This is a genomic window from Agarivorans litoreus (assembly GCF_019649015.1).
GTDB lineage: Bacteria > Pseudomonadota > Gammaproteobacteria > Enterobacterales > Celerinatantimonadaceae > Agarivorans > Agarivorans litoreus.
This window is the reverse complement of record NZ_BLPI01000001.1, coordinates 861,619-876,438: the sequence shown is the minus strand read 5'-3', so window position 1 is coordinate 876,438 and position 14,820 is coordinate 861,619. Positions and strand designations below refer to the sequence as shown.

16 protein-coding genes are annotated in these 14,820 nt (G+C 44.6%); 13 read left to right on the top strand and 3 right to left on the bottom strand.

All coding sequences use genetic code 11. The annotated features are described in order from the left end of the window. Positions 1–67 precede the first annotated feature (67 nt). The 3 genes from K5L93_RS04050 (at position 68) to K5L93_RS04040 (ending at position 1,285) form a co-directional block, all read left to right on the top strand. Entirely contained in the window at positions 68–454 is a 387-nt protein-coding gene (locus K5L93_RS04050; RefSeq protein ID WP_220718574.1) for a hypothetical protein, read from the top strand. A gap of 197 nt (positions 455–651) precedes the next feature. Next, complete coding sequence (locus K5L93_RS04045; protein WP_220718573.1) at positions 652–984, top strand: type II toxin-antitoxin system RelE/ParE family toxin; 333 nt, start codon at positions 652–654, stop codon at positions 982–984. Beyond that, entirely contained in the window at positions 971–1,285 is a 315-nt protein-coding gene (locus K5L93_RS04040; RefSeq protein WP_220718572.1) for a helix-turn-helix domain-containing protein, read from the top strand. The genes K5L93_RS04045 and K5L93_RS04040 overlap by 14 nt, the downstream gene beginning before the upstream one ends. Positions 1,286–1,412: 127 nt before the next feature. Here K5L93_RS04040 and K5L93_RS04035 read toward each other — a convergent pair whose 3' ends face one another. After that, on the bottom strand, positions 1,413–1,703 hold the full coding sequence (locus K5L93_RS04035; RefSeq protein WP_220718571.1) for a type II toxin-antitoxin system RelE family toxin: 291 nt from the start codon (positions 1,701–1,703) through the stop codon (positions 1,413–1,415). Beyond that, complete coding sequence (locus K5L93_RS04030; protein WP_005377003.1) at positions 1,693–1,941, bottom strand: type II toxin-antitoxin system Phd/YefM family antitoxin; 249 nt, start codon at positions 1,939–1,941, stop codon at positions 1,693–1,695. Before K5L93_RS04030 ends, K5L93_RS04035 begins: the two co-directional genes overlap by 11 nt. A 637-nt stretch (positions 1,942–2,578) precedes the next feature. On the opposite strand from K5L93_RS04030, the gene K5L93_RS04020 reads away from it, so the two are divergent. The 5 genes from K5L93_RS04020 to K5L93_RS04000 all read left to right on the top strand — a co-directional run bounded on the left by K5L93_RS04020 (position 2,579) and on the right by K5L93_RS04000 (position 7,457). Further along, positions 2,579–3,574, top strand: coding sequence for a branched-chain amino acid aminotransferase (locus K5L93_RS04020; protein WP_220718570.1), 996 nt, complete (start codon positions 2,579–2,581; stop codon positions 3,572–3,574). 143 nt (positions 3,575–3,717) lie between these two features. Beyond that, positions 3,718–4,083 (top strand): hypothetical protein, encoded by a 366-nt coding sequence (locus K5L93_RS04015; RefSeq protein ID WP_220718569.1) that lies wholly within the window; start codon positions 3,718–3,720, stop codon positions 4,081–4,083. Positions 4,084–4,188: 105 nt separating this feature from the next. Beyond that, on the top strand, positions 4,189–6,057 hold the full coding sequence (locus tag K5L93_RS04010) for a vWA domain-containing protein (protein ID WP_220718568.1): 1,869 nt from the start codon (positions 4,189–4,191) through the stop codon (positions 6,055–6,057). Beyond that, a complete protein-coding gene (locus K5L93_RS04005; RefSeq protein WP_220718567.1) occupies positions 6,038–6,604 on the top strand; it encodes a sigma-70 family RNA polymerase sigma factor in 567 nt (188 codons plus the stop codon). The genes K5L93_RS04010 and K5L93_RS04005 overlap by 20 nt, the downstream gene beginning before the upstream one ends. Beyond that, a complete protein-coding gene (locus tag K5L93_RS04000; RefSeq protein WP_220718566.1) occupies positions 6,597–7,457 on the top strand; it encodes a flotillin family protein in 861 nt (286 codons plus the stop codon). The genes K5L93_RS04005 and K5L93_RS04000 overlap by 8 nt, the downstream gene beginning before the upstream one ends. Positions 7,458–7,515: 58 nt before the next feature. Here K5L93_RS04000 and K5L93_RS03995 read toward each other — a convergent pair whose 3' ends face one another. Beyond that, entirely contained in the window at positions 7,516–8,247 is a 732-nt protein-coding gene (locus K5L93_RS03995; RefSeq protein ID WP_220718565.1) for a siderophore-interacting protein, read from the bottom strand. A gap of 93 nt (positions 8,248–8,340) precedes the next feature. Between K5L93_RS03995 and K5L93_RS03990 the strand changes: the two genes are divergently transcribed. The 5 genes from K5L93_RS03990 (at position 8,341) to K5L93_RS03970 (ending at position 14,785) form a co-directional block, all read left to right on the top strand. Next, positions 8,341–8,775 (top strand): MarR family winged helix-turn-helix transcriptional regulator, encoded by a 435-nt coding sequence (locus tag K5L93_RS03990; RefSeq protein WP_220718564.1) that lies wholly within the window; start codon positions 8,341–8,343, stop codon positions 8,773–8,775. Positions 8,776–8,931: 156 nt separating this feature from the next. Next, the gene (locus K5L93_RS03985; protein WP_246614977.1) at positions 8,932–9,399 is read left to right on the top strand and encodes a DUF302 domain-containing protein; all 468 of its coding nucleotides are present in this window, start codon (positions 8,932–8,934) and stop codon (positions 9,397–9,399) included. Positions 9,400–9,695: 296 nt separating this feature from the next. Then, the gene (locus K5L93_RS03980; protein ID WP_220718563.1) at positions 9,696–11,732 is read left to right on the top strand and encodes a methyl-accepting chemotaxis protein; all 2,037 of its coding nucleotides are present in this window, start codon (positions 9,696–9,698) and stop codon (positions 11,730–11,732) included. 587 nt (positions 11,733–12,319) lie between these two features. After that, positions 12,320–12,670: a hypothetical protein gene (locus K5L93_RS03975; RefSeq protein ID WP_220718562.1), complete on the top strand. Its 351-nt coding sequence runs from the start codon at positions 12,320–12,322 to the stop codon at positions 12,668–12,670. Positions 12,671–12,712: 42 nt separating this feature from the next. Beyond that, a complete protein-coding gene (locus tag K5L93_RS03970) occupies positions 12,713–14,785 on the top strand; it encodes a protein-disulfide reductase DsbD family protein (RefSeq protein WP_220718561.1) in 2,073 nt (690 codons plus the stop codon). The last annotated feature ends 35 nt before the right edge of the window (positions 14,786–14,820 follow it).

The window sequence follows — 14,820 nt, the reverse complement described above, 5'->3', positions numbered from 1 at the left end:
AACCCACGAAGTTGGAGATCAGCACCTTCTTGGGGAGTCATTATGTCTATACACCAAGGAAAACTCTGTGAAGTCATTGACGATATTAATTTCACTGCTCTTTGTTTCCTGCTTTAGTTGCTGGGCATCTGAAGAAAAATGTATTGAGCAAGACCAGATGCTTTCCTTTCTCACTGATAATGCTACGAATGACCTTGATTGGGTATTAGAAATGAGGGAAGTAGCATTCAAGGAAGGGGCTCTAAAAACAATAGTTGTGCTGGATCGGCGCTTAAAAGGTATCGTGTTTACTATTCTTATGGATGAGGTTTCTGTGCGTGTAAAACCTGACCAGCTCGAGAAAATAGAGAAGATTTTACATCCTGAGTGGTACTATCCGGTTACGTGGGGTGATGAGACATTATCTATTGTTAACAGCCGACTAATTAGTGTCCGAGAAGGAATTCTGAGATAGTTGGTGTATAACAAGCGCATCAAGTCGCGCCCCTGAAAGGCGGGGCGCTGGGACATCAAAACTACGCGGCGATTTAGTTTTGGTGCTTCGCAAAGTTTAACCAAATCGCCGCTACATTTTGCTGCCCCTTATGCGGGCGTTGGCCCTGCTAGTTTGGCCCCTTGCTATCTATACGCATCTTGCGTACACTTCTGTTCATGAAAAGTGTATTTGTAGAATCATCCATTTTTGAAAAATATCGTGAAGGTTACTTAACTGACGATGAGTTCAGATCTTTTCAAGCTGAGCTAATGTCAAACCCTAAACAGGGCGATGTAATTCAAGGTACAGGTGGTTTGCGAAAGGTTAGAGTAGCGAGTAAGGGTAAGGGCAAACGAGGTGGTTCTCGTGTTATCTATTACTTCCTTGACGCGAGCAAGCGATTTTACTTACTGACAATCTACGGGAAGAATGAAATGGCTGATTTAACCGCAGACCAAAAACGACAGTTAAAGGCTTTTATGGAGGCATGGCGTAATGAGCAATCGTGATTTATTTGCAGAACTAAGTTCAGCCCTTGTCGAGGCAAAACAGCACTCTGAGGGTAAGTTGACCCTGAAAACTCATGAAGTTAATGATATTAGTGAGTTAAATATCTCGCCTGATGAGATTGTCGGAATTCGAGAAAAATTCAACATGTCTCGTGGGGTGTTTGCCCGTTTGCTTCATACATCATCACGCACTCTTGAAAACTGGGAGCAAGGCCGCAGTGCTCCAAATGGACAGGCTGTTACTTTGCTCAAGTTAGTGCAACGACACCCTGAAACACTGGCGCATATCGCAGAGCTATAACAAACGCATCAAGTCGCTCGCAAGCTCCCTGGGACATCAAAACTACGCGGCGATTAGTTTTGGTGCTTCGCCCAAATTTAAACCAATCGCCGCTACATTTTGCTGCCCCTTATGCGGGCGTTGGCAATTAATCATCTAACCTTTTCATGGCGTTACGGTAAACATCGCTACGTTCTCGTTTTCCGACTGCTAAGACGGTTACGATGATGACATCGTCTTCAACTTTGTAGACGAGACGGTAGCCCGATTGACGCAACTTAATTTTATACATGTTGTCAGCTCCAGAAAGTTTTGAAGCTGGAACATGTGGGTTATCTATGCGCTCGATTAGCTTTTTCTTAAATTGTTGTTGCAGAATAGAGCCAAGCTTTTTCCACTCTTTGAGTGCGCTCTTTTTAAAGTCGAGTTTATAGGTCATCAATATTTACCGAAATGCTCTCTTCAGATTCACGCTCTTTAGCGATAGCTAGTAGTTCAAGATCTTCGAGTCTGTCCATCATCATTTCGTACGCTTCGGCAGGTACGCAATAAAATGCTGGCTCATTTCGGTTTAATACAGCAACAGGTTCGCCATAAGCACTAGTTGCAACTTTCATAGGGTTAGCTTTCAACTCGGTAATGCTTGCAGCAACATCGGCTAAAATTCTAGTGGTCATACAATCGGTCTCTTAAGTGGTCTTTATATTGGTCATTTTAGCCTCAGCAAAGCGGTATAACAAGTTGCTTAAGAGTGATTCGCAACGCGTGGCATTTATACTATGCGTTGGTTTTGGTGTTTAAGGTGGAATGCGGCGGCTAAGGTATTGCGTTGCTCACCCCTTAATAGGGCTACCAAAATAGTGCATCACCTAAATTTAGGTGATGCCTGAATCACGAGTTGTTTTGCGGTAGTTGTGATTGACCGAGTACAGCTACAAGCAAAATGAAGCCCTGATCTAATGTTATTCCTTGCCTTTTTCTTGCTACTGATTGCTGGCGGGCTATGGGAAAGTTTAAGCAACGCCAGTTTACAAATTTGCTTTGTTGGCAGCCAAAATCCCTTCGCATACACATTTATTGCAGAATATTTGCAGATTGAGGGTTTCTTAAGCTTGATCGCAGTGCCATAAGACCACATACTCTTTTACCATTCTGCGAATCCAGTTTATGGAAAAATTGGCATTGGTCGTTCAGGTACCTCGGTTTGATAAAAGCGCGAACTCGTTCAGTCCCACCAGTTTTCTACTTCGCTAAAGAACAAACAATCAAAATAAAGAATAGGGCTTAAAGCCCCAACATAAGTAGGAACACAACATGGCAGCTTTTGGTACGGTTTTTATGCCACAAATGGCATTAGCAAAATACGAAGATCAGCAATGGGGTGATAGTGAAATTGTCTCGTCTGACAGTATTAGCTTGCACCCTGGCGCGCACGTACTTCATTACTCAAGCACTTGTTTTGAAGGGCTTAAAGCCTTTCGTCATGAAGATGGCAGCGTGCATATTTTTCGCATGGACGCCAATATTAAACGTATGGCGCAATCTGCTGAGTTATTAAGCCTACCTGCTTTTAAACCCGAATTATTAGAGCAAATGGTTAAAGACATTGTGGCAAAATTTGCCGATGAAGTGCCAGCTGCTCCGGGATCTATGTATATTCGCCCAACCTTTATTGGCACCGAGCCTGCCATTGGTAAAGCGGCCGCGCCAACTAGCTCGGCATTGCTTTACGTATTGCTATCGCCTGTGGGCGATTACTTTGCGGTGGGTGCTAAGCCATTACGTTTATTGCTAGAAGAAAACGGCATGCGCTGTGCGCCACACATGGGTATGGTTAAATCGGGCGGTAACTACGCCAGCGCTTTAGGGCCAATTAGCCAAGCGCGCAGCGAAGTGGATGCCGACCAAGTACTGTTTTGCCCAGGTGGCGATGTACAAGAAACTGGCGCTGCTAACTTTATTTTAATTGACGGCGACGAGCTAATTACTAAAGCGCTCGACAGCAGCTTTTTACATGGGGTTACTCGTAACTCTATTCTAACCTTGGCAAGTGACTTGGGCTTAAAAGTAAGTGAGCGTGAGCTTACCGTTGACGAGCTATTAGAGCGTGCGGCTAAGCCAGGTTGTGAAGCGGCCTTATCGGGTACTGCTGCGGTATTAACGCCAGTAGGTACGCTTATCCACAACGGCAAAGAACACACCGTTGGTAATGGCGAAGCCGGTGAAACTACGTTGAAGTTGCGCCAAGCGCTTAACGATATTCAATGGGGTAAAGCCCAAGACCAGCATAACTGGTTAACGAGCATTTAAGCTAAACAGCTCATTGATGTTAAACAGCCCGCTTTTGCGGGCTGTTTTGTTTTAGCCAGTTGTTTGAAAGTACATTATGAATTGATAGCTTAGTTGATAAACTGTAATGTTTTGATTTTACGTGTAAATAATAGGGAAATTGCATGGCTTTTTTCTGGAACATGTTTCAGTCAGATCAGATTAATAGAAACAATACTATTGCCTCAGAAGCTCAGATAAAAACTCGAAGCCATTCTGGAGACCTTGACCATTTAGAGAAGAGGCTAGACACATTGTCTTTAGCTAGTCAGGCTATGTGGGAAATTTTGCAAACTAAATATGGCGTTAGTGAGCAAGAGCTTATGCTGAAAATGGAAGAAATAGATCTGCGTGATGGAACTAAAGATGGGAAGCTAAATCCTGAATACAGCACCGATTGCCCAGACTGTGGTCACAAAGTTAAAAAGCGCAGAGGTAGTTGCTATTGGTGCGGTAGCCGATTGAATGATGGAAACCCATTTACTTCATAAATTTAGGCGAGTTACGTTAGATTCAAAATCTTTCAATTAATTTAGCCTCGTTTTTTTATTTGCTGCGATTACCTGTGTGAGATTGATTTTAACAAGGTATTCAAAATGCAAAAGTTACATGTTTCATATTCACCTATTGCTCGTGCAGTGCTTGTGGGCTTAACCCTTTCTTCATTAGTTGCCTGTGGCCAATATAGTGCTGATGAGCAGGCAAATGTTGAACGAGTAGAACCACAACAGCAGAATGAGTCTGTTAAGCAAACCAAGCCAGCCCAGCGGCCGCAGCAAGACCAGTCTATTAAGGCGGTGCACCCCATCGCCAAGCATCAGCGAGAAAAGCGCGCAGTTAGCCAAATGCAAATGGCAAGAACATCTAACTTTGCGGCGGCGCAGGGGCTTGCCGACTCTTCGTATTACTACGAGCAGGGCAACACTGAAAACTACCAAAAGTTTTCCGATTTATCGGTAGTGGCTGTGGCAGAACAACCGGTTTCTACTTTTAGTGCCGATGTCGACAGCGCCAGCTACGCCAACATGCGCCGTTTTATCAACAATGGCCAACTTCCACCAAAAGATGCGGTGCGTGTGGAGGAGCTTATTAACTACTTTTCTTACGATTACGCGACTGGCAACGATGCAGCTTTGAGCATTGAGCAGCCGATTGCGATTAATACCTTACTTACCGCTTCTCCTTGGAACAGCAACAATCAACTAATTCGCATTGGAGTGAGCGCATACAAAGCCGATACCAGCATTCGCCCAGCTGCTAATGTAGTGTTTTTGGTGGATGTATCTGGCTCGATGCAATCGCAAGAAAAGCTGCCTCTGTTAAAGCAATCAATGTTATTGATGCTTAATAACCTAAAAGCCAGCGATAATGTGGCGATTGTGACTTATGCCAGTGGCACTGGTGTGGCTTTACCTGCCACTAGCGTAAAAGATAAACACAAAATTGTAGCGGCCATTAACGGCTTGCAAGCGGGTGGTTCAACTAATGGTTCTGCTGGCATAGAGTTGGCCTACAATCAAGCGCAGCAAGGCTTTATTGAAGGCGGCATTAACCATGTGTACTTAATGTCAGACGGTGATCTTAATGTAGGCATCACCGACATTGATGAGCTTAAACATCGCATTACTCAAAAGCGCAAAGCAGGTGTGCAGTTCTCTACCATTGGCTTTGGAACAGGCAATTATAATGACCATTTAATGGAGCAATTGGCTGATAATGGCAATGGTGTAGCCGGTTATATTGATACCTTGCACGAAGCGCAAAAACTGCTGGTGGATCAATTAGGTAGCAGCTTGCATACGGTGGCGCATGATGTGAAGTTTCAAGTTGAGTTTAATCCTCGTATGGTCTCGGAATACCGTTTACTGGGTTACGAGAACCGCCAACTTGAGCGCGCCGATTTTAACAATGACAAAAAAGATGCTGGCGACATGGGCGCGGGGCACAGTGTAACGGCTATTTACGAGATAACCCCAGTGGGTAAACCGGGTTTAATTGACCCTTTGGTATTTCAGCAGCAGAAGCAAAACAAAATGGCTAAGCCACAGGTGAATGAAGCGCTGGCCGAAGTGCGAGTACGTTACAAAAAAGCGCAATCGCAAGCTTCCGAAAAGTATGCGCAGCGGGTGTTTAGCCAAGATTTTGTTGATTTTGAGCAAGCTCATAATGACGACCGCTTTGCGATTGCTGTAGCAGCTTTTGGCCAAAAACTACGTGCCAATGATCAGTTGGATGAGCTTGCTTATCAGCAAATTATTGATTGGGCTAATGCTGCAAAAGGACAAGATAAGTTTGGTTATCGCGCAGAGTTTGTTAAATTAGCGCGATTAACCAATACCTTAGCCTTGCAATCGCCGGTTACGCCACAACCGCAGCAATTGCCAGAGTTAGAGTATGCAGTGCAACCATTACCGGTAACCCTACCCGCAAGGATTGATGCGAACAATGAAGAGCTTAGTCAGTGATGAACAACTGATGCTTGATTATGGTCAGCGTGGTGACGTAGCCGCGTTTGACCAGCTTTATCAACGCTATCGCAAACCCTTGTTTGGTTTTATTCGGCAAAAAATGGCAGAGGCTGCCTGTAACGAAGTATTTCAAGAAGTTTGGGAATCGATAATTAGTCAAGCTAGCCAATACAAGGTACCTAATGATGACGAGCAAAATATCGCGCACTTTCGAGGCTATCTTTATACCATTACACGCCGCCGAATTGCCGATTACTGGCGCTCGCAAGGCAAGCAAAGCCATAACGACGAACAAGAAGTAGATGAGTTGGAGTCTCTTTCAAACCCTGAGAAAGAGCATCAGCAAGGCCTTGATAAGCAAGTGATATTACGCTGTGTGGAGCTACTGCCTAGTAAGCAACAAGATGTATTTATGCTAAAGCAATCGGGCCTTGCTGTGGCCGAAATGAGCCAAGTACTTGATGCATCTTTTGATGCCATAAAAAGTCGTATACGGGTTGCTTATCAACAATTGCGAGAGTGCTGGGAGAAACATCATGGTTGACACACCTAAGAGTAACGCGCCCAGCGATCAGCAAATTGATCAAGCTTATCAGCAAGCGCTAAACCAATTTGAACCCTCGGAACTGCTAGATAAACGTATTCAAAATCTGGCTAAGCAGCAGGCAAAACAGTCCCGTAAGGCTAAATCTTACTCTTGGGCGGCTGCACCTTGGTGGGCGAGCGCTGCGTCTTTGGCTTGTGTGGGAGTACTAGGCTGGTGGTTGGTCAGCGAAATTAGTGTGCCACCCAGTGAAATAAATTATCAAAGTAATGTGCAGCTAATGAGCCCTTCGATAGAGCGCAACCAATTAGCCACTGAAGAACTTGAGCAGCAAAAACAACAAATAGAAGAAAGGCTGCTGCGTCAGCGAGAACTAGACATTCAAGCAGCAGAGCGAGAGCGAAGAGAAATCGCCAAACAGAAGGCCATGCAACAACCAACTACGCGGGCTGATGCGATACAAAAACAAGCAGAGGCTGCTGCAAAGTCAGTGCAACCAGCTAAGCAGAACGCTGCAATTGAAGAGCCACTAGCTGCATTTTCATCTTTGCCCAGTGATGAGATGTCTGATGCTGTTGCTATTAGCATAAGCGATGCTGTTCTGCAGTGTGTGGAGCAGGCGCTAAGCGCTTACTCATTTGAGCAGTTGGAATTACAACTCGCCCAAACCTTGCCAGAAGATGCCAAGCAAGCACTTACGCAGCCACCACACTGGTTAAGCTGGCAACAAATACAATGGAAGTTAGTGACTGTTGAAAGTGGCTGGCTGATAGTGGGGGATGGGCTTGACGTTGATTCATCACGTATCTACCGCTTGCCAAGTACCTTAGAAGAAAGCTGTAAATTGCCTTAAGCGCTAGTCATTGATTTATAGGCTCAGTGAATAACTTCAATAGAGTAAAAGGAAGCGGCTACAAGGGAGCCGCTTTTTTTTGTGCGCCAAAGCGATCGGCATCTACGCCTTGTTTCCAATAACCTACTGCAAAGGTGTTTAGGCGATCAAAACCTAAGTCTTGCTGCAACATTGGCCGTAAAGTGCGGATCTGCGAGGCTTCTAAGCCCATAAATATGTGACTATCGCTAGCCATACCTGCGGCGATTGTTTGCACTTGCTCTGCAAAGCTAATACTTGCTTCATCTTCAATATACCAGTGGGTGTTCTCCGCAGTGTAATAGTCTAGCTCTACAATGTCGGCACGAGTGGGAACGGCGATTATTACTCTAAGGTCGGCTTGTGGGTTAAGCCTTGGCACATAACCATTAATGGCGTTAACCGAGGTAATATCCCCCAGTAGCAAATAACTGTGATGATTAAACTGGGTCAGCTTTAGTTGCCCAGGGCCAGCAATGCTTAAATGCTCACCTAGCTTTGCTTGGCTCGCCCAGTTAGTCGCTGGCCCGCTGTGCCGATTTATTACAAAATCTAAAGCAAGCTCTTGGCTCGCCGAGTTAAACCAACGAATGGTGTAGGAGCGCATTTTAGGTTTTGAACCATCGCTGTTTGGCAATATCACCTTCACGTGCGCCCCTTCCTTAGATTCAGGAAAGCGTTTAAGACTGCTGCCTTTCACTACAATCCGCAGTAGGTGAGGAGAGAGTGGGATAAGCTGTGATACCTGAACGGGATACATTTTTGGCTTCATCGTTACTCCTAATGGCTTGTACATTGTTTAATAGGTTGATAAAATCAACTATATTTTTAAAGGTAGACTTAGTCAACTAATATTTGAGGTCTTATGAAACAGCAATCAATTTCTGATTCGGTTTTTGCTCTGGTTCAAGCATATCGAATCGCTATGCGCTCTGGCTTAAAAGCCCAACAGCTAGGCTTAAATGCCATGCATGTGAGTTGTTTAAGTTTTATTGCCGCAAGCCACCATTGCACGGCTAACGACATTGTTAATCACTTTTCTCGCGATAAAGCGCAAATCGCCCGTTTGCTAAAAGAAATGATTGAAAAAGATTGGCTGAGAAAAACCGCCAACCCAGAAGATAAACGCAGCCAGCTCTTGTCTCTCACCGATGAGGGGCAAGCGCTGGCAAGCTTAATTAAAGAGACCCAAAGCAAAGTGCAAAGCCAAATGTGTCAAAACCTGAGCGATCAGCAAATTGAGGAATTTGAGAAGCTAGCAAAGCTTATGGTGGGGAACCTAAACGAGATGGGCCGTTAAGCTAGCAACCTAATATCTTATCTTGCCTACAAAGCCTGAGTTAGCAGCAACCAACAGAGTAAGTGTGATAAAGCTAATAATTGAACTAGACTTGGCTAGAAAGCGATAACTTAGTTAGATAGTAAGTTACTTATTCTGCTGAAAATAGGAGTTTTTATGCTGAGTGTTAGAGCGATAAAACGAGGGCTTGTTAGCGCTACCATGTTGATGATGTCGGGTGTGGTAAGTGCTACCAGCGATGGTGTGATTAGTGTGGCGAGCCAACACGATGTAAGCCAAACAGCAGAACGTATGCTAGCAATACTTGAACAGAAAGGCATGACAGTGTTTAACCAAGTTAAGCATTCTGATGGCGCAGAGAAAGTGGGTATTGAGCTTAGAGATACTCAATTGATTATATTTGGTAACCCTAAGGTTGGTTCTCCTTTAATGAAGTGCCAACAGCTGATTGCCTTAGATTTGCCGCAAAAAGCACTTATTTGGCAAGATGAAGCCGGTAAAGTATGGATTTCTTATAACGATCCTGAGTATCTCGCTAAGCGTCACCAAGTAGCTGGTTGCGATCCTGTGTTTGGCAAAGTTTCTGGTGCACTAGCCGCAATAAGCAAGGCCGCAGCCAACTAATTCTTTTATCTTATTTAGCCAAAGCAGCATCCAGCTGCTTTGGTTATTACCCCCCTAAATATGTTAGTAAAACGTTATCTTATGCAATTGTCATATAATCGTTTTTGTGAGCCTTCTCGCTGATAAAACATTGCACTTATTGACAAAAAATGCCCGTGTAGAGCGCTTGTTGATATAAAACAAGGAAAGCTCCTGTGATGCGTTTGTGATATTTACTTGACCAGTTGTTTTGCTTAAATTAGCTTTAGCAAGTGAATTGTTGACTTTTTAGTCAATTTTATGAAAGGGAGTTTGGCATGATTAGTGGGTTTAAAAGTCGCAGTATCTCATTGCAGTTGCAGTTAGTTATTGGCCTGATCATTTTGTTAGGTTTGGGTTTAATGGCGGCGCTGGTATACAACAAAGCCTCTAAAGCGCTGTTTGAACAAGCGATGGCTGATCATGAGTCAAAAGTAAAAGCGGTTGCTTCTATGGTTGAAGGGCAATTTGCGTCTTATTTAGAGCGAGCCCAGGATTTAGAAGCTACCTTTCGAAATGGCTATTTAAGTGGCGTAGAAGTGGCTGAACGCACTGTTCAATTTGAGCAGTTTAGCGTTAAAGATGTTCATATTCGCGGAGCTTCACTTATTGGTAATAACCGCTATGTAGACCGTTTTACCGCCGATACAGGCGCGGTTGCTACTTTGTTTAGTGCCTCTGGTGACGATTTTGTGCGGGTTAGCACCTCATTAAAAAATAGCCAAGCTCAGCGCGCTGTTGGCACCAAGTTAGGTTTAAATCACCCTGGCTATAGCACTTTGGTAAGTGGTCAAGCCTTTCATGCAAAAGTTACCTTATTTGGAAAAGATTATCTCACTTACTATAAGCCGATAAAAAACCAGCAGGGCAAAGTAGCCGCCTTAAGTTTTATTGGGGTACCAATCAATCAAGCTACAGAAGAAATCTTTGATAACCTTTCGCAAATAAAATGGGGTGATACCGGTTACACCATTGTGGTAAACAACGATGCTAGCCATTTACTCGGTAATTACTTATTACACCCAGAAATTAAACCAGGCGAGTCGATTATTGATCGTCGTGATTACGATGGTAACCAGCCATTTAAAGAAATCTTTAAGCAGCCTTCTGGTCGTCTGTTTTATCCTTACCAATACAATGGCGTGGTAGGTGAAAAATACTTAGTGTTTGCCGAAGTACCAGGTTGGAATTGGAAAATACTGGGTGGCACCTTTGTTAGTGAAATTACCAAAGCTAGCCGCGATTTACTGGTGCTTATTGCTTTAGTGTCGATTTCGGTAGCGGTAGTTGTATTACTGGGTTTGGCCTTGTTATTAAAACAAATGACTAAACCCTTAGAAGTATTAAGCGAAAACATGCAGCGCATGGGTAATGGTGAAATTAGCGTTACTTTCCAAGATGGCCGAGCGGAGTCTCGTAACGAAGTGGAGCAACTTAGTGCTGGCGCCAAAGAAATGGCCAGCAAACTTAATGAGTTAGTCGGAAGTATTAGAGATACCAGTAGTGCTTTGCAAGAGCGCTCAAGCGGTGTTTATCAAGATGCTGAGCATAGCCTAGGCCAGTTGGAAAATCAGCAAGCGCAGGTTGACCAAGTAGCAGCGGCTATTGAAGAAATGTCATCCTCTGCGGCGTCGGTAGCTGAACAGGTTGAAGACATTGCTAGCAGTGTGCGCGCTGCTGATGGTAATACTCAGCAAGGGGCAAAACTGGTCGCACGAATGGTGGCAGAGATCGACTTACTTAATGACCAACTAAAATCCTCGGCCGAGGCCATTGAGTTAGTGGGTAAAGAAAGTAACAACATTCAAGACGTTACCAAGATGATCAACGATATTGCCGATCAAACCAACTTATTAGCGCTTAATGCAGCTATTGAAGCGGCGCGAGCCGGTGAGCAAGGGCGCGGATTTGCAGTAGTTGCAGATGAAGTTAGAACGCTTGCCCAACGAACACAAGAATCGGTTAAAGAAGTGGAAACCATTATCGCCAAGTTGCAATCAAGCACTAGCAATGCGGTGAGCATGATGAGCGAAAGCCAAAAGCGCGGTGAGTTTTTTACCGAGCATGCAGCGCAAACTGGTGAAGCCTTAAATGGCATTACCGAGCAAGTTACCAGTATTGCTAGCCAGTCGGAAACCATTGCTGCTACTACCGAGCAACAAGCACAGGTGTCGCAAGAAATTGCTGCCAATGCCTCGCAGATTAGCAACCTTACCAGTGATAGCCGAAATACTGCGGCGCAAACAGCCAGTAGCGCTACCCAGTTGCAAACTCTGTCGCAAGAGCTGCAGCAACAGGTGGCACAATTTAGCTAGGTGGTATAGTAGTGAGTTAGAGCATACTGCGGCATAGCAACTTGGTAACTCATCGGTGAAAGTTCTTTTGGATTTGTGCCGATGATTATTAGGGTCTGTTGATCTTTGGTGTTGCAATTTTGTTCGAGATAAGCGGGCTTTAATCGCGGCGAGCACTTAGAAGCCTAGTGGGCTAAACAAGAAGTGCTTAACAAAGAGTAACGTTCGCTTATCCGAACCCTTCGGGCTGCATTTCTTAGCCATTTATTCAGCGTTAGCGAGTGATTATTAAGCCCACTTAACGGCACACTCACTGCCTTGCCTAAATGGCTAATAAATTGCTGCAAAAAACCATCAGCAAAGATCAACAGACCCTAGGCATGTTTGCTTAATCTCACTGAAATCTTCACAAGCTAATTGCGTGGCAATAGCATAGCTTAAAATAATGTTGCTACATTACATTCTTTTATAGCAGTTAGTTCTTCAGGGATGATGTTTTATTTTAAGCGTTATCCCACTGACATTTTGTTGACCAATTTTGCTGGTATTACTTGTAATTTATAGCGAGTATCAGTAAAAGAAGAACATGACTTTGTTAATCCCAAGCCATGTTTTTTAAGCGCACTACTTTTAAAGCTAAAATTACTTTACTGCTGCTGGCAGTGCTATTGGCTACCTGTTTAGCCAAAAATCTTGGCTTGAGTGTCACTTGCCCCAGTGCGCATTTAGCGGATGAACAAAGCTTTTCCAGCCAGGCATTAAATGAGCAAAGCTGTCACTTTACCGAACATCTACTTAAGCAGTACATTCAAACCTTAGAGCAAGTGTTTGTAGTAGTGCTATTTGCAGCTTTAGCGCTGGTAATCCTGCCTCACTTAAGCGCTTTTCAAACCTTTCTTAAACCTACTATTCCGCCTCCTCGGCGAATGTATCGCTCGGTGTGTCATTTTCGAGAATAAAAACTAACGGCAACCTTTTGCGTTAATTTTTACTAATTGGAGATGATATTGAAAAATTTATTACCTTGGCTGTTGTTATTGAGCTTAACGCCGAGCTTGGCGTTTAGCCAAAGCACGGGTTGGTTAACTCATAAACAACATCCACCTGCGCAAGTTCGGCTTATGCTTACTGGTGAGTTCAATCAGCAAACCAAGCTCTTGCCTGCAGTGTTGCAAGTGAAGTTAGAAGGCGATTGGAAAACCTACTGGCGCTCGCCAGGAGAAGGCGGCGTTGCGCCCAGTATTCGTTGGGATGAGGCAAGCAGCGTGCAATCACTTGAGTGGTTGTGGCCGCGGCCCGAGCGCTTTTCATTGTTGGGTTTGCAAACCTTTGGCTACCAACAAGCGGTCGATTTTCCACTGTTGTTAAGAGTTGGTTCCAGCGCTCAGGCAGGCCCTATAAGCGGGGTATTAACCCTATCTACTTGCACCAATGTTTGTGTTCTCACTGATTACCCTTTTACCGTTGATGTGGACTTAACAACGCTGCGCCCAGACAGTGAAGCGATGTATTTATACAACAAAGCAAACATGGCGGTACCGCCCCTCGCTGAAGCAGGCACTGGTGACTTTGTATGGGATGAAAACAAGCAGCAATTGCAGGTAACGTTGCGTGGTGAATATCAATGGCAGTTGCCGCAACTAGTAGTAGATGGTGACCCTGAAACCACATTTACACTGCTTAATTTGAGCCAACAGCCTAAGCAAGTAAGCGCGGTTTTTAGCGCTGAAAACTGGTTAGCGCCACCGATGCTCACCGACAAAGTATTACACTTAACCATATTTGATAAGCAGCAGGCTGTTGAGTACCAAAGTAAGGTTGTTGCTGGGCAAGTCAGTGTAGAAGCAATCGCTTGGCCTAAGTTATTAGTGTTTGCACTGTTGGGTGGTTTAATCCTCAATGTCATGCCTTGTGTACTGCCGGTATTAGGCATGAAGCTTAGCTCGGTGATTACTGCAGCTAGTGTCGACCAAGGGCGAATTCGCCGCCAATTTTTAGCCTCAGCTGCTGGCATTGTTGTGTCATTTTGGTTGTTGGCTGGCTTTGTTATGTTGCTTAAAGTTAGTGGTCAGGCTGTAGGGTGGGGGATTCAATTTCAGCAACCTTGGTTTATCGGCTTTATGGTGCTGATAACTGCGTTGTTTGCGCTAAATATGTTGGGAGCGTTTGAAATAAGCCTGCCAGCTTCTTGGCAAACGCGGTTAGCAACCAGCGGCGAAAATAGCTATGGTGGGCACTTTTTACAGGGGATGTTCGCCACTCTATTAGCGACGCCCTGTAGTGCGCCTTTTTTGGGAACCGCGGTGGCGTTTGCTCTGGGAGCTGCCCCCTTATCCCTAATCATCATCTTTAGCGCATTAGCGCTTGGCATGGCGTTGCCTTGGCTGTTAGTAGCGGCATTTCCAAGCTTAGCAAAAGCTTTACCCAAACCCGGTAAATGGATGAAGCAAGTAAAGCTGGTTTTTGCGTTGATGTTGCTGGCAACTTGCTTATGGCTGTTAAGTTTACTGGCCAATTTTTTATCTGGTGTTGGGTTGTTACTTGTAACTGCCGTGGTAGTGCTGACCTTTGTTTGGGTACTGCTTAAACAATACGGCGCTAAAGCATTGCTGATAAGTTTTAGTGCCTTGATGTTGATTGGTGGCGGCGTTGCATTAGTGGGTGCTATGACGAGTGAGCGCTGGGCAAAAGTATTGCCTAGCGACTTAGTTTGGCAGCCTCTTCAACAAAGTAATATTGCTGAGCAAGTGGCGCAAGGTAAAGTGGTGTTGGTTGATGTGACTGCTGATTGGTGCATTACCTGTAAGGCAAATAAAGTGGGGGTGCTGCTTCAAGATCCTACTTACAGTCGGCTAAAGCTAGATACCGTGCATTTAGTTAAAGGTGATTGGACTAAGCCCTCTAGTGAGGTAAGTGCCTTCTTACAACGTTACCAACGTTTTGGCGTGCCGTTTAATATTGTCTATGGCCCTGCCGCGCCAAATGGTATCGCTCTCCCCGTTATTTTAAGCCATCAGGTGATTGAGCAAGCACTTGCTCAAGCTGCCGGTGATGCATCTCTTTTTCAGGATTGAATTTATGAACTCTGTAATTTTTATCGTCGCAAAAC

Coding starts and splice junctions, on each gene's coding strand:
- K5L93_RS04045 (WP_220718573.1), top strand. CDS start 652: ATGAAAAGTGTATTTGTAGAATCATCCATTTTTGAAAAATATCGTGAA.
- K5L93_RS04040 (WP_220718572.1), top strand. CDS start 971: ATGAGCAATCGTGATTTATTTGCAGAACTAAGTTCAGCCCTTGTCGAG.
- K5L93_RS04035 (WP_220718571.1), bottom strand. CDS start 1,703: ATGACCTATAAACTCGACTTTAAAAAGAGCGCACTCAAAGAGTGGAAA.
- K5L93_RS04030 (WP_005377003.1), bottom strand. CDS start 1,941: ATGACCACTAGAATTTTAGCCGATGTTGCTGCAAGCATTACCGAGTTG.
- K5L93_RS04020 (WP_220718570.1), top strand. CDS start 2,579: ATGGCAGCTTTTGGTACGGTTTTTATGCCACAAATGGCATTAGCAAAA.
- K5L93_RS04015 (WP_220718569.1), top strand. CDS start 3,718: ATGGCTTTTTTCTGGAACATGTTTCAGTCAGATCAGATTAATAGAAAC.
- K5L93_RS04010 (WP_220718568.1), top strand. CDS start 4,189: ATGCAAAAGTTACATGTTTCATATTCACCTATTGCTCGTGCAGTGCTT.
- K5L93_RS04005 (WP_220718567.1), top strand. CDS start 6,038: ATGAAGAGCTTAGTCAGTGATGAACAACTGATGCTTGATTATGGTCAG.
- K5L93_RS04000 (WP_220718566.1), top strand. CDS start 6,597: ATGGTTGACACACCTAAGAGTAACGCGCCCAGCGATCAGCAAATTGAT.
- K5L93_RS03995 (WP_220718565.1), bottom strand. CDS start 8,247: ATGAAGCCAAAAATGTATCCCGTTCAGGTATCACAGCTTATCCCACTC.
- K5L93_RS03990 (WP_220718564.1), top strand. CDS start 8,341: ATGAAACAGCAATCAATTTCTGATTCGGTTTTTGCTCTGGTTCAAGCA.
- K5L93_RS03985 (WP_246614977.1), top strand. CDS start 8,932: ATGCTGAGTGTTAGAGCGATAAAACGAGGGCTTGTTAGCGCTACCATG.
- K5L93_RS03980 (WP_220718563.1), top strand. CDS start 9,696: ATGATTAGTGGGTTTAAAAGTCGCAGTATCTCATTGCAGTTGCAGTTA.
- K5L93_RS03975 (WP_220718562.1), top strand. CDS start 12,320: ATGTTTTTTAAGCGCACTACTTTTAAAGCTAAAATTACTTTACTGCTG.
- K5L93_RS03970 (WP_220718561.1), top strand. CDS start 12,713: ATGATATTGAAAAATTTATTACCTTGGCTGTTGTTATTGAGCTTAACG.